The sequence below is a fragment of the Dyella telluris genome (genome assembly GCF_014297575.1).
GTDB classification, from domain to species: Bacteria; Pseudomonadota; Gammaproteobacteria; order Xanthomonadales; family Rhodanobacteraceae; genus Dyella; species Dyella telluris.
On record NZ_CP060412.1, the window covers coordinates 1,656,337 to 1,680,358 of the forward strand.

Annotated in this window: 20 protein-coding genes; 15 read left to right on the forward strand and 5 right to left on the reverse strand. The window is 65.9% G+C overall.

Annotated elements, in window-relative coordinates; all coding sequences use genetic code 11:
* Window positions 1-55 precede the first annotated feature (55 nt).
* The 10 genes from H8F01_RS07590 (at window position 56) to purH (ending at window position 10,078) form a co-directional block, all read left to right on the forward strand.
* Complete coding sequence (locus tag H8F01_RS07590) at window positions 56-2,248, forward strand: protein-disulfide reductase DsbD family protein (RefSeq protein WP_187058392.1); 2,193 nt, start codon at window positions 56-58, stop codon at window positions 2,246-2,248.
* Window positions 2,245-2,799 (forward strand): TlpA family protein disulfide reductase, encoded by a 555-nt coding sequence (locus tag H8F01_RS07595; protein ID WP_187058393.1) that lies wholly within the window; start codon window positions 2,245-2,247, stop codon window positions 2,797-2,799. The genes H8F01_RS07590 and H8F01_RS07595 overlap by 4 nt, the downstream gene beginning before the upstream one ends.
* A gap of 151 nt (window positions 2,800-2,950) precedes the next feature.
* Window positions 2,951-3,409, forward strand: coding sequence for a type II 3-dehydroquinate dehydratase (aroQ, locus tag H8F01_RS07600; protein WP_187058394.1), 459 nt, complete (start codon window positions 2,951-2,953; stop codon window positions 3,407-3,409).
* 69 nt (window positions 3,410-3,478) lie between these two features.
* A complete protein-coding gene (accB, locus tag H8F01_RS07605) occupies window positions 3,479-3,934 on the forward strand; it encodes an acetyl-CoA carboxylase biotin carboxyl carrier protein (protein ID WP_187058395.1) in 456 nt (151 codons plus the stop codon).
* Window positions 3,935-3,955: 21 nt separating this feature from the next.
* Window positions 3,956-5,323 (forward strand): acetyl-CoA carboxylase biotin carboxylase subunit, encoded by a 1,368-nt coding sequence (gene accC / locus H8F01_RS07610; protein WP_187059204.1) that lies wholly within the window; start codon window positions 3,956-3,958, stop codon window positions 5,321-5,323.
* Between the two features lie 49 nt (window positions 5,324-5,372).
* Window positions 5,373-5,738 (forward strand): DUF7716 domain-containing protein, encoded by a 366-nt coding sequence (locus H8F01_RS07615; protein WP_187058396.1) that lies wholly within the window; start codon window positions 5,373-5,375, stop codon window positions 5,736-5,738.
* A gap of 242 nt (window positions 5,739-5,980) precedes the next feature.
* A complete protein-coding gene (gene prmA, locus H8F01_RS07620; RefSeq protein ID WP_187058397.1) occupies window positions 5,981-6,880 on the forward strand; it encodes a 50S ribosomal protein L11 methyltransferase in 900 nt (299 codons plus the stop codon).
* Between the two features lie 58 nt (window positions 6,881-6,938).
* Window positions 6,939-7,754 carry a zinc-ribbon and DUF3426 domain-containing protein gene (locus tag H8F01_RS07625; protein WP_238481188.1) on the forward strand — a complete coding sequence of 272 codons (816 nt, stop codon included), beginning with the start codon at window positions 6,939-6,941 and terminating at the stop codon, window positions 7,752-7,754.
* 285 nt (window positions 7,755-8,039) lie between these two features.
* Complete coding sequence (locus H8F01_RS07630; protein WP_046970233.1) at window positions 8,040-8,327, forward strand: helix-turn-helix domain-containing protein; 288 nt, start codon at window positions 8,040-8,042, stop codon at window positions 8,325-8,327.
* A 140-nt stretch (window positions 8,328-8,467) separates the two neighbouring features.
* Window positions 8,468-10,078 (forward strand): bifunctional phosphoribosylaminoimidazolecarboxamide formyltransferase/IMP cyclohydrolase, encoded by a 1,611-nt coding sequence (gene purH / locus H8F01_RS07635; protein ID WP_187058398.1) that lies wholly within the window; start codon window positions 8,468-8,470, stop codon window positions 10,076-10,078.
* A 1,204-nt stretch (window positions 10,079-11,282) separates the two neighbouring features.
* Here the strand turns inward: purH and H8F01_RS07640 are convergent.
* The gene (locus H8F01_RS07640) at window positions 11,283-12,293 is read right to left on the reverse strand and encodes a bile acid:sodium symporter family protein (RefSeq protein WP_187058399.1); all 1,011 of its coding nucleotides are present in this window, start codon (window positions 12,291-12,293) and stop codon (window positions 11,283-11,285) included.
* 95 nt (window positions 12,294-12,388) lie between these two features.
* On the opposite strand from H8F01_RS07640, the gene H8F01_RS07645 reads away from it, so the two are divergent.
* The 3 genes from H8F01_RS07645 (at window position 12,389) to H8F01_RS07655 (ending at window position 14,786) form a co-directional block, all read left to right on the forward strand.
* A complete protein-coding gene (locus H8F01_RS07645; RefSeq protein WP_187058400.1) occupies window positions 12,389-13,282 on the forward strand; it encodes a LysR family transcriptional regulator in 894 nt (297 codons plus the stop codon).
* A gap of 78 nt (window positions 13,283-13,360) precedes the next feature.
* Entirely contained in the window at window positions 13,361-14,071 is a 711-nt protein-coding gene (locus tag H8F01_RS07650; protein WP_187058401.1) for a glutathione S-transferase, read from the forward strand.
* A 112-nt stretch (window positions 14,072-14,183) separates the two neighbouring features.
* On the forward strand, window positions 14,184-14,786 hold the full coding sequence (locus H8F01_RS07655; protein WP_187058402.1) for a hypothetical protein: 603 nt from the start codon (window positions 14,184-14,186) through the stop codon (window positions 14,784-14,786).
* A 3-nt stretch (window positions 14,787-14,789) separates the two neighbouring features.
* Here H8F01_RS07655 and H8F01_RS07660 read toward each other — a convergent pair whose 3' ends face one another.
* Together H8F01_RS07660 and H8F01_RS07665 are read right to left on the reverse strand one after the other, a co-directional pair.
* Window positions 14,790-15,221 carry an EamA family transporter gene (locus H8F01_RS07660; RefSeq protein WP_187058403.1) on the reverse strand — a complete coding sequence of 144 codons (432 nt, stop codon included), beginning with the start codon at window positions 15,219-15,221 and terminating at the stop codon, window positions 14,790-14,792.
* Window positions 15,222-15,257: 36 nt separating this feature from the next.
* The gene (locus H8F01_RS07665; protein WP_187058404.1) at window positions 15,258-15,791 is read right to left on the reverse strand and encodes a DUF2782 domain-containing protein; all 534 of its coding nucleotides are present in this window, start codon (window positions 15,789-15,791) and stop codon (window positions 15,258-15,260) included.
* Window positions 15,792-15,954: 163 nt separating this feature from the next.
* Here H8F01_RS07665 and polA point away from each other — a divergent pair, with 163 nt between their 5' ends.
* On the forward strand, window positions 15,955-18,729 hold the full coding sequence (polA, locus tag H8F01_RS07670; RefSeq protein WP_187058405.1) for a DNA polymerase I: 2,775 nt from the start codon (window positions 15,955-15,957) through the stop codon (window positions 18,727-18,729).
* 456 nt (window positions 18,730-19,185) lie between these two features.
* Window positions 19,186-20,214: a LacI family DNA-binding transcriptional regulator gene (locus H8F01_RS07675; protein ID WP_187059206.1), complete on the forward strand. Its 1,029-nt coding sequence runs from the start codon at window positions 19,186-19,188 to the stop codon at window positions 20,212-20,214.
* Window positions 20,215-20,328: 114 nt separating this feature from the next.
* Here H8F01_RS07675 and H8F01_RS07680 read toward each other — a convergent pair whose 3' ends face one another.
* Window positions 20,329-21,816 (reverse strand): MFS transporter, encoded by a 1,488-nt coding sequence (locus H8F01_RS07680; RefSeq protein WP_187058406.1) that lies wholly within the window; start codon window positions 21,814-21,816, stop codon window positions 20,329-20,331.
* Entirely contained in the window at window positions 21,813-23,906 is a 2,094-nt protein-coding gene (locus H8F01_RS07685) for an alpha-L-rhamnosidase-related protein (RefSeq protein ID WP_425490110.1), read from the reverse strand. The genes H8F01_RS07680 and H8F01_RS07685 overlap by 4 nt, the downstream gene beginning before the upstream one ends.
* Between the last annotated feature and the right edge of the window lie 116 nt (window positions 23,907-24,022).

Here is a 24,022-nt window from a genome sequence, read left to right on the forward strand (position 1 = left end):
TCATAATCCCGGTTCGCCTGTGCCACGGCGCGGACCTCTCCCTGCTGGAGCCGCAATGCGTCTGATCCATCCCGGCCGGTTGGCCGCTCGTTTCCTGACCCTGCTCTGCCTGCTGATGGGCACGCTGCCCGCGCTGGCGCAGGACGATCTCGACGGCCTGCTGCCGGTCACCGAGGCGTACAAGCTGACCGCCGATGCCTCCACGCCCGGCGTGGTGAAGCTGCACTGGACCATCGCGCCCGACTATTACCTCTACCGCGGCCGCATGAAGTTCAAGGCGGCCGATGGCGTGACCCTGGGCGAGGCGCAGCTGCCGGACGGCGAGAAGCACCACGACGAATACCTCGGCGACGTGGAGACCTATCACCACAGCGTCGATGCCACCGTCCCCTATACCGTTGCGGCCGGCAGCACCGAGCTGAAGCTCAGCGTGCAATACCAGGGCTGCCACGAGGTGACGCCCAAGATCTGCTACCCGCCGCATACCGAACAGCTGACCCTGCCGGTGCCCGCCGGTGCCGGCCCGGCCGCTGGCGGAGGCGACGCACTGGGCGCGGCGCTGGGCAAGCTCGGCTCCACCCGCGGCGCCAGTGACGGCGCGGCTTTGCCGGCGGAACAGGCGTTCCATCTGGAAGCCATCGCCAAGGATCGCCAGCACCTGCTGCTGCGCTGGACCATGCCCAAGGGCTATTACCTGTATCGCGACCAGACCGCGCTGAAGCTCAAGGACGCCAAGGGCCTCTCGCTGGCCAAGCCCGAATGGCCGGCTGGCGTCGAACACGACGATGCGCACTTCGGCAAGACCACGGTGTTCTTCGATCAGGTGGAACTGCCCGTCGCCATCCAGGGCGATACCGCCAGCCTGAAAACGGTGAATCTGGAAGCCAGCTTCCAGGGCTGCCTGGACGGCGGCATCTGCTACCCGCTGATGACCCGCGCGCTGTCCATCGATCTGGCCGGCGCCGCGCCGACCAGTGGCACTGCAGCCGAGCCCGCGCCGGAAATGCCGCCTGCACGCTCCACCGAAGTGGGCCTGGGCATCGCCCTGTTGTATGCGCTGTTTGGTGGCCTGATCCTCAACCTGATGCCCTGCGTGCTGCCGGTGCTGTCGATCAAGGTGGTATCGGTGATCGAGAGCGGCGAGAGTCCCGCGCGCCGCCGCAGCCACGCGCTGACCTATAGCGCCGGCGTGCTGACCAGCTTCGTGGTGCTCGGTGCCGCCGTGGTGGCGCTCGCCAAGGCTTGGGGCGCGCAGCTGCAATACCCGCTGCTGGTCGCCGCACTGGCGCTGGTGATGCTGACGGCCGGCCTGTGGATGTCCGGCGTGGTGCAGTTCGGCGGTTCGCTGGGCAACGTCGGCAGCTCGCTGGCGAGCCAGAAAGGCTGGCGCGGCGATTTCTTCGTCGGCGTGCTCGCCGTGGTGGTCGCCAGTCCGTGCACCGGCCCGTTCATGGGCCCGGCGCTGGGTTTTGCGTTCGCCGCGCCGGCTGCACAGGCCATGCTCGTGTTCTTCACGCTGGGACTGGGCCTGTGCCTGCCATTCCTCCTGATCGGCTTCGTCCCCGCGCTGGCCCGCCTGCTGCCTCGGCCGGGCGCGTGGATGGAAACGCTCAAGCAGGTGCTGGCCTTCCCCATGTACCTGGCGGCCGTCTGGCTGGCCTGGGTGCTCGCCAACCAGCGCGGTCCGGACGCCGTGGGTCTGCTGCTGGTGGCTGCCGTGCTGCTGGCGATGACCCTGTGGTGGTTCGAGAAGAGCCGCTGGAGCAGTGGCGCCAAGCGTTCGCTGGTGGTCGTGCTGGCTTTGCTTACCGTGATTCCGCTCTATGCCCTTGTGCGCCTGCCGACCGCCGCGCCGGCCAGCGCGGGCGCTGTCACCGCCAACGGCACGGTGGCCTTTACCCCGGCCAGGCTGGCGGAACTGCGCAAGGCCGGCACGCCGGTGTTCGTGGATATGACCGCCGACTGGTGCGTCACCTGCAAGGCCAACGAGCACGCCGTGCTCGACACGGACGCCTTCCGTGACCTGCTGAAGAAGACCGGCGCTGTCTATATGAAGGGCGACTGGACCAATGAGGACCCCGCCATCACCGCTTTCCTGCAGGAATACCACTCGCCCGGCGTACCGCTCTACGTGGTGTTTCCCAAGGACGGTGGCACCGGCAACCGCCTGCCGACCGTGCTCACCTCCTCGCTGGTGGAAGACGCCCTGACCAAGGCGGCAGGCACCCCGGTCGCGACCAACCCATGATGAGCCGCAGCAACTGGTTCATCCTTGGCGCCGCCGTGCTGGCGGCCGGCCTCGGCGGCTGGCTGCAGCACGCCAGCCAGCGCGCCCGCGCGCCGGAAGGCGTGCATGTCGCCGAAAAGGACGACATCGTCCCCGATCTGGCGCTCGCCGGGCTGGACGGCAAGGAGCATCGCCTGTCCGAGTATCGGGGCCGCCGGGTGCTGCTCAATTTCTGGGCCACCTGGTGCGGCCCGTGCCTGAGGGAAATGCCCGCCCTGATGCAGGCACAGGCAAACGTCGCCGAAAAGGCCGGCAAGAACGGCCCTCTCATCGTCGGCATCGCCATGGACGACGCGCCCAAGGTGCGCGCCTTCCTCGCCCTCCATCCGCTCAACTACCCGGTGCTTATGGGCAGCATCGACGCGCCCAGCACCTCGCTTCGGCTGGGGAACGTCGGCGAAGTGCTGCCATACAGCGTGCTTCTGGATGAAAACGGCCGCGTGCTGTTCAGCCGGCGCGGGCCGCTGGACGCCGACGACCTCAAGGCATGGGCCACGCCAACCGCGCCGTGACGCGGTTTTGGCCACCCATACGTCGGCGGATGGTTAAACGTTAACTTCTCCTTCAAACATCGCCGAACTGCGCCGAACTGGACAACATCCGCCGGGGCGCGCACACTCCGCGCCGGACGCCGGCACCGCCGGCTCATTCCAAGGTAGCGGCGTGGCGAAGATCCTGGTCCTGCACGGACCCAATCTCAATCTGCTGGGAAGCCGCGAGCCGGAGGTATACGGCCGCGACACGCTGGCCGATATCGACGCCCTGCTGGTCCAGCGTGCCCAGGCCGCCGGACATGAGCTGGAGTCGCTGCAGTCGAACGCCGAGCACGTGCTGATCGACCGCATCCACCAGGCCCGCCTGGATGGCACGGCGATCATCCTGATCAACCCGGGTGCCTTCACCCACACCAGCATTGCCCTGCGCGACGCGCTGGCAGGCGTGGCGATTCCCTTCATCGAGCTGCACCTGTCCAACGTGCATGCGCGTGAGGCGTTCCGCCGGCACTCCTATCTCTCGGACATCGCCGTGGGCGTGATCTGCGGCTTTGGCGCAGACAGCTACCGGCTGGCACTGGATGCCGCCCTGACCCGGCTGGACCGCGCTGGCGCGTCCGCCTCCTGAATCACGGGCCCTTTGCCCCCACTTTCCATATCCGGCCGTTGCGACGGCCTCAACGAAAAGGTTTGAAACATGGACCTGCGCAAGATCAAGAAGCTCATTGACCTGCTCGAGGAATCCAACCTCGCGGAACTTGAGATCAAGGAAGGCGAAGAAGTGGTCCGCCTGTCGCGCGTGCCCAAGGGCGCCATGACGGTTGCCGCACCGGTCGCCGTGCAGGCCGCCCCGGTCGCCGGGGCACCGGTCGCCGCCGTGGCCGCCGAAGCCGCCCCGGCCGAATCCGCCCTGCCGCCGGGCCATGTGGTGAAGGCACCGATGGTCGGCACCTTCTACGCCTCGTCCAGCCCGGGCGCCGCCGCCTTCGTGAAGGTCGGCCAGCAGGTCAAGGCCGGCGAGACGCTGGGCATCATCGAGGCGATGAAGATGTTCAACCAGATCGAGGCCGACGTGGCCGGCACCGTGAAGGCCATCCTGCTCGAGAACGGCCAGCCGGTGGAATTCGACCAGCCGATGTTCGTGATCGGCTAAGCCGGGCCCTCCCCTATGCCGATGCTCGAAAAAGTCGTCATTGCCAACCGTGGTGAGATCGCGCTGCGCGTGCTGCGCGCCTGCCACAGCCTTGGCATCAAAACCGTGGCGGTGCACTCCACCGCCGACCGCAACCTCAAGCACGTCGGCCTGGCCGACGAAGCCATCTGCATCGGCCCCGCGCCGTCTGCGGACAGCTACCTGAACATCCCGCGCATCATCGCGGCGGCGGAAATCACCGATGCCCAGGCCATCCACCCAGGTTACGGCTTCCTCTCCGAGCGCGCCGACTTCGCCGAACAGGTGGAGCAGTCGGGCTTCATCTTCATCGGCCCCACGGCCGATGTGATCCGCCTGATGGGCGACAAGGTGGAAGCCATCCGCGCCATGAAGGCCGCCGGCGTGCCGTGCGTGCCTGGCTCGGGCGGCCCGCTGGGTGACAACGTCGACGAAAACATGCGCATCGCGCGTGACATCGGCTACCCGGTGATCATCAAGGCCGCCGGTGGCGGTGGTGGTCGCGGCATGCGCGTGGTGCGCACCGAAGCGCACCTTGGCAACGCCATCACCATGACCAAGCAGGAAGCGAAGGCCGCTTTCGGCAACGATCAGGTGTACATGGAGAAGTTCCTGGAGAATCCGCGCCACGTGGAAATCCAGGTGCTCGCCGACGGTCAGGGCCACGCGATTCATCTGGGCGAGCGCGACTGCTCCATGCAGCGTCGCCACCAGAAGGTGGTGGAAGAAGCGCCCGCGCCGGGCATCACGCCGGAACTGCGCGAGCAGATCGGCAAGGTGTGCGTGGACGCCTGCATCCGCATTGGCTATCGCGGCGCAGGCACCTTCGAATTCCTGTTCGAAGACGGCCGCTTCTACTTCATCGAGATGAACACCCGTATCCAGGTGGAGCATCCGGTGACGGAACTGATCACCGGCATCGACCTGGTGCGCGAGCAGCTGCTGATCGCCGGTGGCGAAAAGCTCTCGATCAAACAGTCGGACATCAAGATCCACGGCCACGCGATCGAGTGCCGCATCAACGCGGAAGATCCGGACAACTTCCTGCCTTCGCCGGGTACGGTGAAGCGCTTCGAGGCACCGGGTGGCCCGGGCGTGCGCGTGGACACCCACCTGTACGACGGCTACCGCATCCCGCCGAACTACGATTCGATGATCGGCAAACTGATCGTGCACGGCCCGGATCGCGAAACCGCCATCGCGCGCATGCGCCTGGCGCTCGCCGAGACGGTGATCGAAGGCGTGAAGTGCAACATCCCGCTGCAGCAGCGCATCATGGCCGACGTCGGCTTCCAGCACGGTGGACAGAACATCCACTACCTGGAAAAGCGCATGGCCGAGCAGAAGGAAAAGGCCGCCACCGGCGGCTGATGTCTCGCCGGCGAGCCGCCCACGCGGCTCGCCGGTCTGCTTTCTGACGATGTCCGAACTGCTCACACTCCGCGAAGCGATCGACGCCATCACCGAGGCGTTCGACGAAGGCGACGGCTGGGACCGCTATTCATGGGTCTATATCCGCGGCCACATTGCCGAGCCCTCGTGCCGGCTGTATCTCTCGCATGTCTCCGATGAGGACGACGCGCTGATCGCCGACCACGGCGAAGCCCTGCCGCCCTTTGCCGCGCAACATCACCTGCGCCATTTCCTGGAAGCAGCCGATTTTGCCGAGGTGCTGTTCGTGCAGCGCCGGCACCATCCTGCCTCCACGCTGGACGAGCTGGCCCGCGCGCTGGACCACTATCGCAAGCACGACAGCTTTTTGGGCGTGCGGCCGGAAGCGTTGTAAGCAAACGACCGAACGGCTGCCTGTAGGAGCTCACCCTGTGAGCGACCGCAGACGGGAGGTTTACCTCAGTCGCAAGCCCTGCCGCCACACGCTGATGCCCCTTTCGCGATATCCCGTCGGTGAGGCACGCCATGGGGCCGCGGTCGCGCACAGGGTGCGCTCCTACAGGTGTTACGACGGCCAGCAACACACCCCGCCACCCACATCGGCGACAATGCCCGCCTGAACCGCAGGAACACCCCATGCCCTGGCTCGAACTCTCCCTGACCATCCGCGCCGAACAGCAGCCTCGCGTCGAGGAAGCGCTGGACGATCTGGGCGCCCTGTCCGTCACGCTGCAGGACGCCGACGCGGAAACGCCGGACGAACAGGCCATCTTCGAGCCGGGCGTGGGCGAGTTGCCGCTGTGGCCGACCATCACGCTCAACGCGCTGTTCGAGGACGGCACGGATCGCCGCGGCCTGAGCGAAGCACTGGTCGACCTGCTGCCGTGGCTCGAGCCCGACCACCTGCAGTTCCGCGACGTGGCCGATGAGGACTGGGAGCGTGCCTGGATGGATCAGTTCAAGCCCATGCCGTTCGGCAAGCGCTTGTGGATCTATCCGTGGAACATCGAGCCGCCCGCCGATGAGGACATCGTGGTGGTGCGACTGGATCCCGGCCTCGCCTTCGGAAGCGGCACGCACCCCACCACCGCGATGTGCCTGCAGTGGCTGGACAGCCTGGACCTGAAGGGCAAGACCGTCGTCGATTTCGGCTGCGGCTCGGGCATCCTCGCCATCGCCGCGCTCAAGCTGGGCGCCGCCAGCGCCGTGGGCGTGGACAACGATCCGCAGGCACTCACGGCCTCCGCGGACAACGCCGAGCGCAACGAAGTGGCCGATCGCCTGTCCGTGGCCCTGCCCGAAGACCACGTTGCGTCGCCTGCCGACGTATTCGTCGCCAACATCCTGGCCGGCCCGCTGGGCGAGCTTGCGCCCATCTTCGCCGCCAACGCGAAGCCGGGCGCACCGTTCGCGATCTCCGGCATCCTGCAGGGCCAGGAAGACGAACTGCTGTTGCGTTACGCCGAGTGGTTCGACGAACTGCGCGTGGACACGCAGGAAGACTGGGTGCGCATCAGCGGCAAGCGCCGTAGCTGAGCGACGGTTCACATCCGTAACCGCGCGCGAGTGATTTGTCGCGCCCGGTGCACTAGGCTTGCCCACGAGTCCGATCACCACGGTCCGCATGTACGCCCAATGCCCCGAATGCCTCACGGTGTTCTCGCTGAACACGGAAACGCTCGCGCAGGCGCGCGGCGAAGTCGTGTGCGGGCATTGCGACGCGGTGTTCGATGCGCTGGCCAGCCTCAGCGACCAACTGCCACCGGAACCCTTCCAGCACCTGCCGCCCCCGCGAACTGACCTGCCGCCCCGGCTGGACCTCGCGGTGTATCGGCCGCCTGCCGAGATGCCCGCCGTGGCCGAGGCACCGGCGCCGCGCGATGTGCTCGACGAGTTCGCCGACCTGGTGGTGGCGCCACGCTTCGCCCGCCAGACCGAGAAAAAGCGCCGCTGGCCCTGGATCACCGCCTGCACGCTGCTGCTGCTTGCCCTGGGCGCACAGCTGGGCTGGGCCGAGCGCGACCTGTTGATCACCGACAACACCACCGGCCCACTGCTGCGTCAGGCCTGCACTTCACTGGGCTGCGAACTGCCGCTGGTGCAGGACACCTCGCGCCTCAGCCTGGTGGCCCGCGACGTACAGGCACACCCGTCGGTGCCGGGCGCACTGCTGATCACCGCGAACCTGCGCAACGATGCGCCTTTCGCGCAGCCGTATCCCACCGTATCGATCACGCTGTCCGACGCCAACGGCAACAAGCTCGCCATGCGCCGGCTGCGCTCGTCGGAATACCTGGGCGACGCTGCGGTATTGCAGAAGGGCATCCCTGCTGGCGGCAGTGCGGCGCTGATGCTTGAAGTGGAAGATCCAGGCGGCAAGGCCGTGGCGTTCGAGTTCGGTTTCGAATAGCCATCCATTCGGCCGATGGCCTGGCGTTCGTTTTCATGCATCACCGCTTGCCGGCGACCCTAGGCACAGGTCGTGCCATCGGCGCAAGTAAATGTCCATAGGACATTTTGCTTGCGTCGACTCATGACTTTCTTGCAAACCGGGTACTTAAAATTCTCGCCACGCGAGGGTAAACTCCCCCCTTCGTCTCTGCTGCACCCGGCGTTCCATGCGAGCCGCCGCCCGCGGTATTGCCATAAACAATTGCAGTGGCCTACGTAGCTACTGCTTAGAACGTGAGGGGAAATGCCCGTGAACGCCGTAAGACTGCCTGCCAGCGAGTCTCCGAAAGAGACGTCGTCGCAGAGCGCCTTGAGCGAATGCGTCAGCCGCACCGTGCGCCGTTACCTCGCCGACATCGGCGATACGGAATGCGACGAGGGCCTGCACGCGCTCGTCATTCGCGAAGTCGAAGGCCCGCTCCTGCGCGAAGTGCTTGCCTGGCACGACGGCAACCAGAGCCGCGCGGCTGCCGTGCTCGGCATCAACCGCGCCACGTTGCGCAAGAAGCTCGCCGCCCACGGCCTGCTGTAACACCCCTGCCTGTTCAGCGCACCGCGTGAGCCGGTGCGCCAGCCTCCGCATTTAGCCGTCCAAGCGTGGCCACTGTCGCCACCGGGCGGCGCAGCCGCCAGACGGCTATAATGCACGGCTTCCCCGCCTTGGAAGCCGCCATGCCCGCCTCTGCCGTAACCCCCATTCGCCGCGCGCTGCTCAGTGTCTCTGACAAGACCGGGCTGATCACGCTGGGCCAGCGCCTGCACAAGGCCGGCGTGGAGCTGCTCTCCACCGGCGGCAGCGCCAAGGCGTTGCGCGACGCGGGCATCCCGGTGAAGGACGTGAGCGAACTCACCAGCTTCCCGGAAATCATGGACGGTCGCGTCAAGACGCTGCATCCCAAGGTCCACGGTGGCCTGCTGGGTCGCCGCGGCACCGACGACGCCGTGATGACGGAACTGGACATCGCGCCGATCGACCTGCTGGTGCTGAACCTGTATCCGTTCGAGCAGACCGTGGCCCGCGCCGACTGCACGCTGGAAGACGCCATCGAGAACATCGACATCGGCGGCCCCGCGATGCTGCGTTCGGCAGCGAAGAACTGGAACGACGTCGGCGTGCTGACCTCGCCCGACCAGTACGACGAAGCGCTGGCCGAGATCGAATCCCATGGCGGCCTGGCCCGTGCCACGCGCTTCAAGCTCGCCGTGGCCGCGTTCAACCGTGTATCCAACTACGACGGTGCCATCAGCGACTATCTGTCCGCGCTGAAGCTCAACGACAACTACGACGCCATCGCGGGCCACGACGCGTTCCCTGCGCAGGCCAATGGCCGCTTCGTGAAGATGATGGATCTTCGCTACGGCGAGAATCCGCACCAGCAGGCTGCGTTCTACCGCGACCTGTATCCGGCGCCGGGCACGCTGGCGACGTTCCGCCAGCTGCAGGGCAAGGAACTGTCGTTCAACAACATCGCCGACTCCGACGCCGCGTGGGAATGCGTGCGTAGTTTTACCAAGCCGGCCTGCGTGATCGTGAAACACGCCAACCCCTGCGGTGTGGCGGTGAGCCTGGACGGTATCGGCCGCGCCTACGACCTGGCCTACCAGACCGACCCGACCTCGGCGTTCGGCGGCATCATCGCCTTCAACCGCGTGGTGGACGCGGCCACGGCCAAGGCCATCGTGGACCGCCAGTTCGTCGAAGTAGTGCTTGCTCCCGGCTATGAAGACGATGCGCTCAAGGTGTTCCTCAAGAAGACCAACGTGCGCGTGCTGGAAATCCCGCCGCCGGCCGACGGCGACCTGGCCAAGGCCCATCCGGGCAATGACTCGCGCCGCGTCGGCTCGGGCCTGCTGATCCAGACTGCCGACCGCGCCATGGTCAAGGCCGAAGACCTGAAGATCGTCACCCAGCGCGCACCCACGCCCGCCGAGATCGACGACCTGATCTTCGCCTGGAAGGTCGCCAAGTACGTCAAGAGCAACGCCATCGTCTACGCGAAGAACCGCCAGACCATCGGCGTGGGCGCGGGCCAGATGAGCCGCGTGTACAGCGCCAAGATCGCGGGCATCAAGGCGGCCGACGAGAAGCTTGAAGTGCGCGGTTCGGTGATGGCTTCCGATGCGTTCTTCCCGTTCCGCGATGGCATCGATGCCGCCGCTGCCGCAGGCATCAGCGCCGTGATCCAGCCGGGTGGTTCGATGCGCGATGCGGAAGTGATCGCTGCGGCGGACGAGCACGGCATGGCGATGGTGTTTACGGGGATTCGTCACTTCCGTCATTGATGGTTTTGTTGCTCCCCCGCTTTTTCAGGCGAGGGGGATGATGGAAAGGCCGCTCCGTTGGGGCGGCTTTTTCTTTGCGTCTTGCTTGGTTGTTCTGTCAACGGACTGGCCCTCTCCTGGCAGCAGGCTTTGCTCCCTCTCCCCGCCGGGGAGAGGGTTGGGGTGAGGGGCGGGTGCTCGCCTCATAGCTTCCTTCTTTAGCCGTCACCCCTGCGGAGGCAGGGGTCCAGTGCCTTTGCCGTGGGTCGTTGCGTGTAGCGTTGTCGCGATCTGGCCGCCTACGCGGCGGGCGTTCCGACCTCCTGCCGGAGGCCGGGTCACTTTTCTTTGCTTGCTCAAAGAAAAGTAACCAAAAGAAAGAGCACCCCATCGCGGCGCTGGCCGGTGAAGCCGGCCAGTGCGTGAGGGTCGGCCGGGCTTTTCGACAGGACCTCCATGTCCTGTCGAAAAGGGATCGGCATCCTTGCCGATCCCCCTGCGGGCCTGTCGTCCGCCCCTCACCGCCGCTCAAGGGGTCGGGTAGGTCAAAAGCCTGGAGCCGAAGGCTCGTGCAGCTGCGCTGCACATCGCGACGCGATGACACATCGAGTGCCGGCTTAGCTTGTCTGTAGGAGCGCACTCTGTGCGCGACAGCCTGACGGAGCGGTATCGACATGGCGCTGCGGTCGCGCACAAGGTGCGCTCCTACAGGGGGTGTCTCGCACCGTGTGAAGTCTGTTTCTCTATCACCTCAGTGCTCACCCCAGTCCTCTCCCGAACGGGAGAGGACGAGCGATAGGTGATGTTCAACGTGAACACCCTAGGGGCAAGGAAGGATGTGCCTCGTAGAGGCACGACGCTCCGCGTTAAGTCCTCTCCGCTTCGGCGCGTTGCGAAGCGCTTCGGTGTACCCGCTGTGTAGAGGCGGAGGTTGCCAAGCAACACCGTTCCTCAGCCGCCCGGGCTTTTCCCTACGGCATGCTGCCAGCCTTTAGGGCCATTTTCTTTGGGTTACTTTTCTTTTGGGCCAGCAAAAGAAAAGTGACTCGGCCTCCGGCAGGAGGTCGAAACGCCTCCGCTGCGTAAGCGGCAACCTGGCGCCTGCGTGACTACCGAAGGTAGAGAGCAAAGCCACTGGATGACCCGCCCCTCGGCGGTTGAACAGCGCCTCCCGCCTTCGCGGGAATGACGGTCATAAGAATGAAGCCGCGAGGCGACCACCCATTTACCGTGCCGCCGACACACCCTCAACCTCCACCCCACCCTTCAACTCCACCGGCCTCGCCGCATACTTCCTTGCCAACACCGCACACGTCATCAACTGAATCTGATGAAACAACATGATCGGCAACACGATCGTGCCCAGCGGGTGCCCCGCGAACAACACCTTCGCCATCGGCACACCACTGGCCAGGCTCTTCTTCGAACCACAGAACACAATCGTGATCTCATCCTCGCGATTGAAACCCAGCGCACGCGCGCCATACCGCGTGATCAGCAAGGCAATCGCCAGCAACACCGCATTGACCACCAGCAAACCACCCAGCACCGGCAGCGGAATCTGCTTCCACAGGCCCTGCAGCACCGCCGCACTGAAGGCGGTGTACACCACCAGCAGGATCGAGCCCTGGTCCACATATGACAGCAACGCGCGGTTGCGTTCCACCCAGCGCCCGATCCAGCGCTGTGCGATCTGCCCGGCGACGAACGGCACCAGCAACTGCAGCACGATGGCGCCGATGGAATCCCAGTTCATGCCGCCCTGCCCATGCGACTCCAGCATCACACCCACCAGCAGCGGCGTGATGAAGATACCCAGCAGGCTCGAAGCGGAAGCAGAACAGATCGCGGCCGGTACGTTGCCGCGTGCCATCGAGGTAAACGCGATGGATGACTGCACGGTGGAAGGCAGCGTGCACAGGAACAGCACGCCCAGGTACAGCGCCGGCGTGACCAACGGCGACAGCACCGGGCGCAGCAGCAGGCCCAGCAGCGGAAACAGCACGAAGGTGCTGCCCAGCACGGTGAGGTGCAGGCGCCAGTGGGTCATGCCCGCCACCACGGCCTCGCGGGAGAGCTTCGCACCGTGCAGGAAGAACAGCAGCGCGATGGCCAGGTCGGTCAGCACGTTGAACACGCTGGCGGCCGTGCCGCGGCAAGGCAGCAGGCTGGCCAGCAGCACCGTGATGATCAGCGCGCAGGTGAAGCGATCGGGCAGGAAGCGACGCAGGAACATGGCCGTAGGGGACAGATCAGGGGATTGGCGCTATTGGACCGCCAGGCCATTGATTAATCAAATCGTTTTATCTGATCTACTGATACAATAACGGCATGAATATCAGCCTGCGCCAGCTTCGAGCCTTTCTCGCTGTGGCCCGGCAGCAGCATTTCCGCCGGGCGGCGGAGAGCCTGCACCTGAGCCAGCCGGCAGTGAGCCGCTACATCGCCGACCTTGAGGCCGAGCTGGGCCTCCGGCTGTTCGACCGCACCACCCGCGAAGTCATACCCACAGACGCGGGTCGCTATCTGGAGAGCGCCATCGGGCGCGTGCTGGATGAACTGGAAGGCGTGCTTTCGCACATCCACTCCGAGAACGAGCGCAAGCGCGGCAAGGTCCACGTGGCTTCGGTACCGACGCTCTCGGCCGGCCTGATGCCCCAATGCATCGCCGACTGCGCGGTGCGTTATCCCGAGCTGACCATCCAGCTGCACGACCAGGCGCAGACCCTGGTGCTCGACAGCGTGCGCGGCGGCGAAGTGGATTTCGGCGTGGCCATCGATCCACCGCTCACCGGTGAATTCGACAGCGAACTGCTGATGCGCGATCCGTTCGTGCTGGTGTGTCGCCCCGATCATCCACTGGCGGCACTGGATCGCGTGCCCTGGCGCAAGCTGCAGGGCCAGCCGCTGATCCTGCTCGACTATTCCTCCGGTAGTCGCCGCCTGATCGACGAGGCCCTGGCGAGTCGCAACATCCGCGCGAACGTGGTGCAGCAGACCGGGCATACGCTCACCGCCTTCCGCATGGTCGAGGCAGGGCTGGGCATCAGCGTGAGCCCGGCGCTGTCGCCGCCACCACCTACGCTGGTGACGCGCCCGTTGTCGCCGCAGGAAAGTCGCGAGGTGGTTCTGCTCAAGCGTCGCCAGCGCTCGCTGTCGCCACTGGCGACGCTGGTGTGGGAGCGCCTGCGCTCGCTCACCAGCGCACCGCCGCGCCCGCTGTAGTCAGGTCGCACGCGGCCCTGCTCACGCAACCTTGAATGCAGCTCCCCTAGCCTGCGGCTTTCTCCGAAGGCTTCCGTCATGCGTTACGAGCTTTATTACTGGAGCGGCATCCAGGGCCGCGGCGAATTCGTTCGCCTTGCGCTGGAAGATGCCGGCGCGACCTATACCGACGTCGCGCGCGAGCGAGGCGACCAGGCCATCATGCCGTTCCTGCGCAGCGAGCACGCCGGTGCGCTGCCGTTCGCGCCACCGTTCCTGCGCGCCGGACGACTGGTGATTGCGCAGACGGCGAACATCCTCGCCTTTCTCGCGCCACGCCACGGACTGGTGCCAGCTTCCGCCGCGGGCCGGACCTTTGCGGCCCAGCTGCAGCAGACGATTACCGATGTCGTCGCCGAAGCGCACGACACGCATCACCCCATTTCGGTCGAGCAGTACTACGAGGAGCAGCGCGCGGAGGCCCGCAAGCGCTCCGCTGCGTTCTGCGCCGAGCGCATCCCGAAATATCTCGGCTACTTCGAGAACGTGCTGGAACGCGGTGACGGGCTGCATGCCATCGGACGCCGCCATTCGTACGTGGACTCGTCGTTGTTCCAGCTGATGTCCGGGCTGGAGTACGCCTTCCCCAACACCATGAAATCACTGCGCCGCCGTACCACGCACCTGCGTGCGCTGCGCGACCGTGTCGCCGCGAGGCCGAACATCGCGGCGTATCTCGCCTCACCGCGACGCATTCCATTCAACCAGGATGGCATCTTCCGGCACTACCCGGAGCTGGACGAAAGCTGATACGCAGACAGGGGCTGCCCCTTGGCCCTGCGTTCCAGAAGGCTCTCATGGATGGTGGCGCAAGTGGCCGAGATAATTGGCCGCCATGGATCCTGTTGGATCGGCTCACCTCATGAAGCACCTGATCGGCGCCATTGAACATCTGCAACTGGAATGGAGAATCGGCAGCAGCCGACCAGCGAAGAGCTACAGCGGCTTTCGCTTTCTGCTCGATGGCCACCCTTGCATGCTGTGGGTCGAGGCGCTGGACAAAGGCCCTGCGCTACGAGAGGGCCAGCGGGTAGAAATCGCGGTCAGCGACGGCGAGCTGATCGACAGAGTCGGCTCAAACGCTTTGTTCGCCTTGCGAACGCTTGATGACGACGCGGTTTTCGTTTGCCACGGCAACATGGGACTTTTTCGCGGAAATGGCCGCATTACGTCCATGAGCTACGCCAGGTTCAAAGATGCGAAAACCACTCTGCGCACGTACATGCTGCTGGTCGTGAGCGTATTTTTTGGCTTGTCGCTATGGCAGCACGGAACGGCTGATCTCCCACTCGTGGCCTGCTTTCTCGCCCCGCTGCTGGTAATAACGGAAGGCTGGATCGACTTCTACGATTACAGCTGGAACTCGCAGCGGCCAACCCCCACCCAGCAGCGGACCAACGAACTGTATGCGTTGATGGGCGCAGGTTCGCCGCTGCATCCCGCCGCCAACGTGCATGCCATCTAGCCGTCAGAACACCGCGATGATGATGGCGCCCGCCACGATCAGCCCGCCGCCGATGGCCAGCGACCAGCTGAGTTGTTCGCCCAGCAGAAGCACGCCGAGCAGAATGGCGATGGCCACGCTGAGCTTGTCGATCGGGGCCACCTTGCTCACCGGGCCCAGTTGCAGGGCGCGGTAGTAACAAAGCCAGGAAAGCCCCGTGGCGATGCCGGACAACACGAGGAACACCCAGCTGCTCGCCGGCAGGCCGGTGGGACGCGCCCACTCATTCCTCAGGCTGAGGATGCCGGCCGTCACCAGCAGGATCACGATGGTGCGGATGAACGTGGCGAGGTTGGAATTGATCCCCGCCACGCCCAGCTTGCCGAACAGCGCCGTGAGCGCGGCGAAGAACGCCGACCCCAGCGCGAACAGCAGCCAGCTGTCGCGCAGGTTCATGCGTGCCCCGTCGGCAAAGGACGCATGGGCGACGAATCAGCCGCCGTTGTCCTGGTCATTCGCGGGGCGGCTCTTGCCCCACTCGATGACCTTGTACATGACCGGCTTCACCGGCTCGCCGGCCTGGTTCGTCCACGCACCCTTCTGGTCGACCATATAGGTCTGCGGGATGCCGCCCTTGGGCGTCACGATGACCATGTAGACCTGACCGCTGCGGCTGTATTCCTGGATGGTCTGGTCACCCTCGGTACGCACCTTCACCTGCGGCGGCGTATTCCCGTTGGGATCGCGCGGCTGGGCATCGGAGGTGGCGGGCGTGGAGGTGGCCGGCTGGCTCAGGGTGGCCGAGGTATCGGCCGAAACCTTGGCCGCGCCGGACTTTGCCGAGGGCTTCGCCGACGACGGCGCGGGTGCGACGGGAGCCGGTGCCGGCGGCGCCACGGCCTTCACGCCCGGGTCGTTCATGCCCGGCGGCGGCGGGGCCGGCGGGAACTGGCTGGCGGACGACTGGGCAAATGCGTTCGATGCAACGGCCACACCAAGAACTGCAAGTAATACGACGGGTTTCATGATGACGGCCTCCTGTGGGGAATGGAGCATAACAGCGCAAAACCGCATGGCTTGTGAAGCGGCCGCACGCGCCTGTCCCCGTCACGGCTGGACGACATGGCGGGTACGCGCCAGCGCCTGAACGCAGGACTCACCGCGTGGTGCACGCATGCGAGAATGCCCCATGGCCAAGCTCATCCTTATCGACGGTTCGTCGTATCTCTATCGCGCCTTCCACGCGCTGCCCCCACTCACCAATTCGCAGGGCGAGCCTACCGGCGCACTGTTCGGCGTGGTGAACATGTTGCGGGCGACGCTCAAGGCAAAGCCCGACTACGTGGCCTTTGTCAGCGATGCGCCGGGTCCCACGTTCCGCAACCAGCTCTACGACCAGTACAAGGCGAACCGCCCGCCGATGCCCGATGACCTGCGCGCACAGGTGGACCCCATGCTGGCCATCGTCGGTGCACTGGGTTTCCCCATCCTGCGCGTGGGTGGCGTGGAAGCGGACGACGTCATCGGCACGCTGGCCGAACAGGCCCACGCGCAGGGCATCGAGGTGGAGATCTCCACCGGCGACAAGGATCTCGCGCAGCTGGTGCGCCCCGGCGTGCATCTGGTCAACACCATGACCAACACGACCATGGACAGCGCAGGCGTGGTCGAGAAGTTCGGCGTCGAGCCGGGGCAGATCGTGGACTTCCTCTCGCTCACCGGCGACACCGTCGACAACGTGCCCGGCGTGCCCAAGTGCGGCCCGAAGACCGCTGCCAAGTGGCTGGCCGAATACGGCACGCTCGACAACCTGATGGCCAACGCCGGCAAGGTGGGCGGCAAGATCGGCGAGAGCCTGCGCGCGGCGCTGCCGGAACTGCCGCTGTCGCGGGAGTTGGTGACCATCAAGCTCGACGTGCCGCTCGACCAGTCGGTCACCGAACTGACGTTCCGCGAGCGCCATGTGGATCAGCTGCGCGAGTTGTACGCGCGCTATGAGTTCAAGGCGGCGCTGAAGGATCTGGAGGCCGAAAAGGGCAACGCGTCGGTGGGAGCGCAGCCTGTGCGCGACACGGACTCGACGGGCGCTTCCTCCGAACCCGGTCGCGCACAGGGTGCGCTCCTACAGGAAGGCAGCGCGCCCGATCTCTCCATGGCCGGCCAGTACGAACTGGTCACCACGCAGGCGCAGTTCGATGGCTGGCTGGCGAAGATCGCCACCGCACCGCTGGTGTCGTTCGACACGGAGACCACCTCCATCGATTCGATGCAGGCGGACATCGTGGGCCTGAGCCTGTCGGTGGAGCCGGGATTCGCCTGCTACGTGCCGCTGGCCCACGATTACCCCGGCGCACCCGCGCAGCTTTCGCGCGAGCACGTACTCGCGACGCTCAAGCCGTTCTTCGAGGACGCCAGCCGCCCGAAGATGGGCCAGCACGCCAAGTACGACATCAACATCCTGTCCAACTACGGCATCCGCCTGGCCGGCCTCGCGCACGATTCCATGCTGGAGTCCTACGTGTGGAACGCCACGGCGACGCGCCACGACATGGATTCGCTGGCGAAGAAATACCTCGACGTCGACACCATCAAGTACGAACAGGTGGCCGGCAAGGGCGCCAAGCAGATTCCGTTCTCGCACGTGGACCTGGACACGGCATGCCGTTACGCCGCCGAAGACGCGGACATCACCCTGCGCCTGCATCACGCCCTGTGGCCGAAGCTGGAAAGCGAACCCACGCTGCGCTCGGTGTACGAGAACATCGAGATCCCGCTGATTCCCGTACTGGCGTCGATGGAACAGCGCGGCGTGCTGATCGATGTCGGCAACCTGCGCCTGCAGAGCCAGCAGCTTGGCAAGCGCATGCTGGAACTGCAGCAGGAAGCCTGGAAGGCCGCGGGCCACGAGTTCAACCTCGACTCGCCCAAGCAACTGCAGGCCGTGCTGTTTGACGAACTGGGCCTGCCGATCAAGGTAAAGACACCGACTGGCCAGCCGTCCACCAACGAAGAAGCGCTGGACGCGATTGCCGACGACCACGCGCTGCCGCGCCTGATCCTCGACTACCGCGGCCTGGCCAAGCTGCGCTCCACCTATACCGACAAGCTGGCGGAGATGGTCAACCCGCGCACCGGGCGCGTACACACCAGTTACCACCAGGGTTCGGTGGCGACGGGGCGGGTGTCCTCGTCCGATCCGAACCTGCAGAACATCCCCATCCGCACCGAGGAAGGCCGGCGCATCCGCCAGGCGTTCGTGGCGCCGGAGGGCTGGGTGGTGCTGGCGGCCGACTACTCGCAGATCGAGCTGCGCATCATGGCGCACCTGTCCGGCGACGAAGGCCTGCTCAAGGCCTTCCACGAAGGCGGCGACGTGCACCGCGCTACCGCCGCCGAGGTGTTCGGCATTGCGCCGGCCGAGGTCACCACCAACCAGCGGCGCGCCGCCAAGGCCATCAACTTCGGCCTGATGTACGGCATGAGCGCCTTCGGCCTGGCCCGCCAGCTCGGCGTGGACCGCGGCGAAGCCAGCGATTACATGGCGCGGTATTTCGCGCGCTACCCCGGCGTGCATGCGTTCATGGAGGCCACCCGCCAGCAGGCCCATCGCGATGGTTACGTGGAAACCCTGTTCGGCCGCCGCCTGTACCTGGAGAACCTCACCGCCCGCAACCAGGCGCTGCGTGCCGGCGCCGAGCGCGCCGCGGTGAACGCGCCCATGCAGGGCACCGCGGCGGACATCATCAAGCGCGCCATGATCGCCGTGCACGGCTGGCTGCTGACCCGCAACGACGACGCCCACATGCTCATGCAGGTGCACGACGAACTGGTGTTCGAAGTGCGCAAGGATGTGATCGACGAGGTCCGCGCCGGCGTGATCGAGCGGATGTCAGGGGCGGCCGAGCTTTCCGTACCGCTGCTGGTGGAGGCCGGCGTGGGCAAGAACTGGGATGAGGCGCACTGAGGCTGAGATGGCCACCCTGTGCGCGACCAACCCCGCGGGGCAACCGGCAACAGAGATAAGCCGATCGTCCGCGGTCGCGCACAGGGTGCGCTCCTACAGGGGAAGCCGGCGAAATGTTCGATTTCCGTCAAATGAACCGACCCTGACCAAAATTGATGCAGCGCGTGCAACTTTTGCCGTTTCCCGCGTTCTTAGTTATCGGATGCACGCAACGGCGTCCGCGGGTCCGCCACCTCCCTGGACGGACCCAACCGGTCAGCGAACCTCTCCCCTGGGTTTCGCTGCCACCCCGGCCCCGAGGATTCCCCCCTAATCCTCGGGGCTTTTTTATGCCCGCTCGTCCAGGCCCGCTCGTCCAGGAAAGGACAGCGAGCACGCAAGCCGCTAGGATTTGCGCCAACCAACCATCTGGCCACAGGGAGCACGGCCGGCTCCGAGGGTTATTGCCGCGTGCAGATCAAGGGAAAAGTCACTTCATTCGATATTGCCCACCTGGCTGGCGTGTCCCAGTCAACGGTGTCGCGCGCGCTGCGCGGGAGCCCGCTCGTCAACGAGGAGACGCGTCGGCGCATCCAGGCGGCAGTGGATGAACTGAACTACAAGGTGGACAAGAACGCCTCGGGCCTGCGCGCCCGGCATACCGGCACGCTGGCCCTGCTGCTGTTCGAGGACCCGACGGCGGACGAGTCGCACATCAACCCGTTCTTCCTCTCCATGCTCGGCTCGATCACGCGCGCCAGTGCGCAGCGCGGCTACGACCTGCTGATCTCGTTCCAGCAGTTCTCGCGCGACTGGCACGCCGACTACGCGGACAGCAAGAAGGCCGACGGCATCATCCTGCTCGGCTACGGCGATTACCTCGCCACGCGCGACAAGCTGCAGAAGCTGGTGGACCAGGGCACCTGCTGCGTGCGCTGGGGTGCCGTGCTGCCGGACCAGCCGGATGTCTCCGTGGGCTGCGACAACGTCAGTGGCGGTCGTGAGGTCACCCTGCACCTGCTCGGCCAGGGTTGCCAGCGCATCGCCTTCCTCGGCGATGCCTCCAGCCACTATCCCGAATTCTTCGACCGCTACCGCGGCTACTCGCGCGCACTGAACGACACCGGCCTCGAGGCCGAGCCGTTGCTACAGGTGAACGCCGAGAGCACCGAGCAATCGGGCTACAACGCCATGGAAACGCTGCTGGAACGTGGCGTGGCCTTCGATGCGGTGTTCGCCGCCAGCGACCTGATCGCCATCGGCGCCATGCGCGCACTGGCCGATCATGGCCTGCGCGTGCCCGAAGACGTGGCGCTGGCCGGGTTCGATGACATCCCGATGGCCAGTTTCGTCAGTCCGCCGCTGACCACGGTGCTGCAGGACACCAAGCTGGCGGGCGAGATCCTGGTGGACAACCTGCTTGCGCTGATCCGCGGCGAGCCCGCCGAAAGCGCCATGCTGCCGGCGAAGCTGATCGTGCGGAAGTCCAGCCTCAAGCCTCGCTGATCCGCCTGAACCCTTGTTGTAGGAGCGCACTTGTGCGCGACCGCGGACTTTTATTAGCCCGCGCAACCGGTCTCGGCTGTCGCGCACAAGTGCGCTCCTACAAAAGCGAAATGGCTAGCGCGCCTCGATCGCCGACAACTGCGCCGACGGTTCCGCCACGCGCAACGTGCACAGTCCGGCAATCACCAGGCTGGCGCCGCCCATGGCCAGCGCCCAGATGGGCTGCCCGTGGAAGAACAGGCGCAACAGCAGGCCCAGCACACTGGCCGCCATCAGCTGCGGGATGACGATGAAGAAATTGAAGATGCCCATATAGACGCCCATCTTCGTCGCCGGCAGGTTGTCTGACAGCAGCGCGTACGGCAGCGACAGGATCGATGCCCACGCAAAGCCCACGCCCACCATCGACAACAGCAGCCACTGCGGGTCGCGTATCACCAGGAACGACAGCAGGCCCGCGCCACCCAGCCAGCAATTGACCATGTGACTGGTACGCAGGCCCCAGCGTCGCACCATCCACGGGATGGCCGCCGCGGCGACTGCGGCAAAGCCGTTGTACGCAGCAAACAGTACGCCCACCCAGTTGGCGCCTTCGTTGTAGGCCGCTGAATGCGTGTCGGTGGTGCCGTAATGCACCGAGGTCACGCCGGCCGTGGTGTAGATCCACAAGGCGAACAGCGCGAACCACGAGAAGAACTGCACCACGGCCAGCCGGCGCATGGTTTCGGGCATGCCGTAGAGGTCGCCCATCACCTGCCGCAACATGCCGCGCGAACGCGTGGCCGACAGCCACGAGAACATCACGCCGAACAGGGCAAGGCCACCGGCCAGCAGGTACAGCTCCTTCTCCGCCGCGTAGTAGTGGATCACCGCCAGCATGGCCAGGCCCGCCACGATCAACACGACGCCAAGGCGCCATGCACGCGAGGCATCCACCTGTTCGGTTTCCACCGGGCTGTCGCTGAAGGCTTCCAGCTCGCCCGGCGGATACTCGCGCGTGCGCAGCACTGTCCATAGCACGGAACCCAGCAACACCACGCCGCCGAGATAGAACGCATACTTCACCGTGTCGGGAATGGCACCCTCCCCCGCCACGTTGCTCACGCCCAGCTTGGCCAGCAGCCACGGCAGCAGCGACGCCACCACCGAGCCCACGCCGATGAAGAAGCTCTGCATGGCATAGCCCTGCGGGCGCTGGCGCGGCGGCAACTGGTCGCCGACGAAGGCACGGAACGGCTCCATCGAAATATTGATGGAGGCATCCATGATCCACAGCAGCCCCGCCGCCACCCACAGCACCGGCGAGTTGGGCATGCACAGCAGGGCCAGTGTGGTGAGCACCGCACCGATCAGGAAATACGGCCGGCGCCGGCCCAGCCGCGTCCACGTGCGGTCGGAGAGGTAACCGATCACCGGCTGCACCAGCAGGCCCGAGAACGGCGCGGCGATCCACAACGCGGGGATGTCGCCCACATCGGCGCCCAGCGTCTGGAAGATGCGGCTGACGTTGGCGTTCTGCAGCGCAAACCCGAACTGGATGCCCAGGAATCCAAAGCACATGTTCCAGATCTGCCAGAACGAGAGTTCGGGCTTGCGCGTCATGGCGCGGACGATCCCTGCGGGGCCGGCGACACCAGCATGGCCTGCACCGCGGCGTCGTTGACCGGGCCGGACGCGCCGCCTTGTTCGCCGGTGTAATGCGCGTTGTGGCGCAGATCGCTCATGTTGAACCCCTGGTCCAGACGGAAACGGCAGAGCGCTCCCGCCGGGGCCGTGATCGTGGCCGTGCTGGAGCGCTGTAGCCCCACACTATGCGGCATCACGACCGGAACGCGCTGCGGCGCTGCACCATCGCATGAAACGTCCAGCAGTTTCACGGCGGCCGTCACGCCCGTGTTGATGGGGCCGTGGTCGTTCGCGTAGTCGAACGAGACGGCGAAACGGCCTGCCTTGGCGGCCTTCCATTCCCATGGCCCCTGGCCGGCGAGACGCGACTCGTCACCCTTGCAGGTCGCCATGCCGGGCAACGACTCCACTCCGTCCGCACCCAACCGGGTGAGCTGGAAGCACTGGCGCGTGTCGCCCTTGGGCACAGTGAGGCTGCCATCGATGGCGCCGATGCGTCGGCCATCCACATAGAGCACACCCTTGCCGTCGAAGCTGACTTTCCAGCCGTCCGGCGTATCGGCCACGGCCGGCGCTCCCGGCATGTCGGGGCCGAACAGCGGTGCATCGAGGCGCAGCGGAGCGGCACCGGAACGGATGGCCTTGAGCTGGACCACGGTTTCATCGCCTTCGCGATGTTGCGACTGCGCCACCAGCAAATCACCATCCACCTTCGCCGGACGCACCAGCGAGATGCGCTGTCCGGCAAGGTCCAGCGAGATCTTCTGCGTGTCACCGAACAACGGCGCCAGCCACGACACCGGCAGTTTCGGATCCACGCGGCCATCGTCGCCCACGCCGAAGACACCGCCGATCACCATGTCCAGGTAACCGGCCACCGACCACAGCTGGCGCGGCGAATTCACCACGGGACCGCTGAGCTTGCCCTCCTCGACATGCACCGCCTGCGAGACCAGCTCGTAGTTCTCCATGTTGGACGACGCCAACGCGGCACCGCGCAGGATCGAATCCATCTCATGCGCGATGCGCGGCGCATCATTCACCACGCGCGCGGCACGCAGCGAGTACGCACTCACGAACGGCCAGATGGCGCGGTTGTGGTACACGGGCTGGTCGCGGCGTTCCGGCCAGATCACCGGGCTGCCCGCCGGCCACGCGGGATAGTGGGCCAGCGTCTGCTTCGCCCGCGCCGGATCGGCCACACCGCTGGTGACGGCCAGTGCGATGCCGAGCAGGTCATAGCTGTCCACCGGCATCGCGCCAGGGCCGATGTAGCTCATGTACATGCCGCGGTCGGCGCGCCAGAAATGCGCGTTGATCGCCTGCTTCAGGGCCTCGGCCTGCGCGTGAAAGTCCTTCGCGGAAGCATCGTGCCGCTGCTCGGCCAGCTTCGCCGCCAGCTGCAGCGCTTGGTAATGCAGCACGTTGGTGGATAGTGCGAACGACTCGCCGATGAAGCGCACGTCCTTCTCGGTCCACGCCGGATAGGTCTGCTCGCGCCAGTCGAGGAACGAAGTCTCGCCGCGATACAGGCCCAGCGTGCCGTCGAAGACATACAAACGGTCCTGCGCCAGCGTGTCCTTCAGCGCGTGCCAGGTGTCGTCGGCAAAGGCCTGGTCGTCGAGCAGACGGGCCGCGCCCAGGAACCACACCACGCGGTCGGTGCTGATCGGCCAGCTGCCACCCGACCCGGTGTCCTGCATCACATACAGGCCCTGCGGCGCCGACGGCTCGCGCACATCGGACAACTTGAAGCGCAACGATTGTCGCGCGCGATTGGCGTCGATGCGCCACAGCGCCAGATCGATCGAGTACGACAGGTCACGCGTCCACACATACGGCCACTTTTCGCCGGTGGCGAAGCAGTCGCAGGGAATCTCCTTGCCGTGGTCGTAAGCACCGTCCTTGATGGCTGACACCGAGTCGTGTGAAAGATCGTCCTGCGCCATGGCGAACAGGCCGTCAAACAACGGGCTGGCCGTGTGCACGCGCAGCTTCTGCGCGGGAATGGCACGATCACCTGCCGGCGCGTGAAGCACGAAGCCACCGTCGGCCTGCGTGCTCATGCTGGCGCTCTTGCCCTGCCAGTTCACCGTGCCCTGCGCCGTGATGGCGTCGGCCTGCACGGCTCCGGCGAACAGCACCGCGACACAGGCCAGGGCGAGCCGGCGGCGCGGGGAGA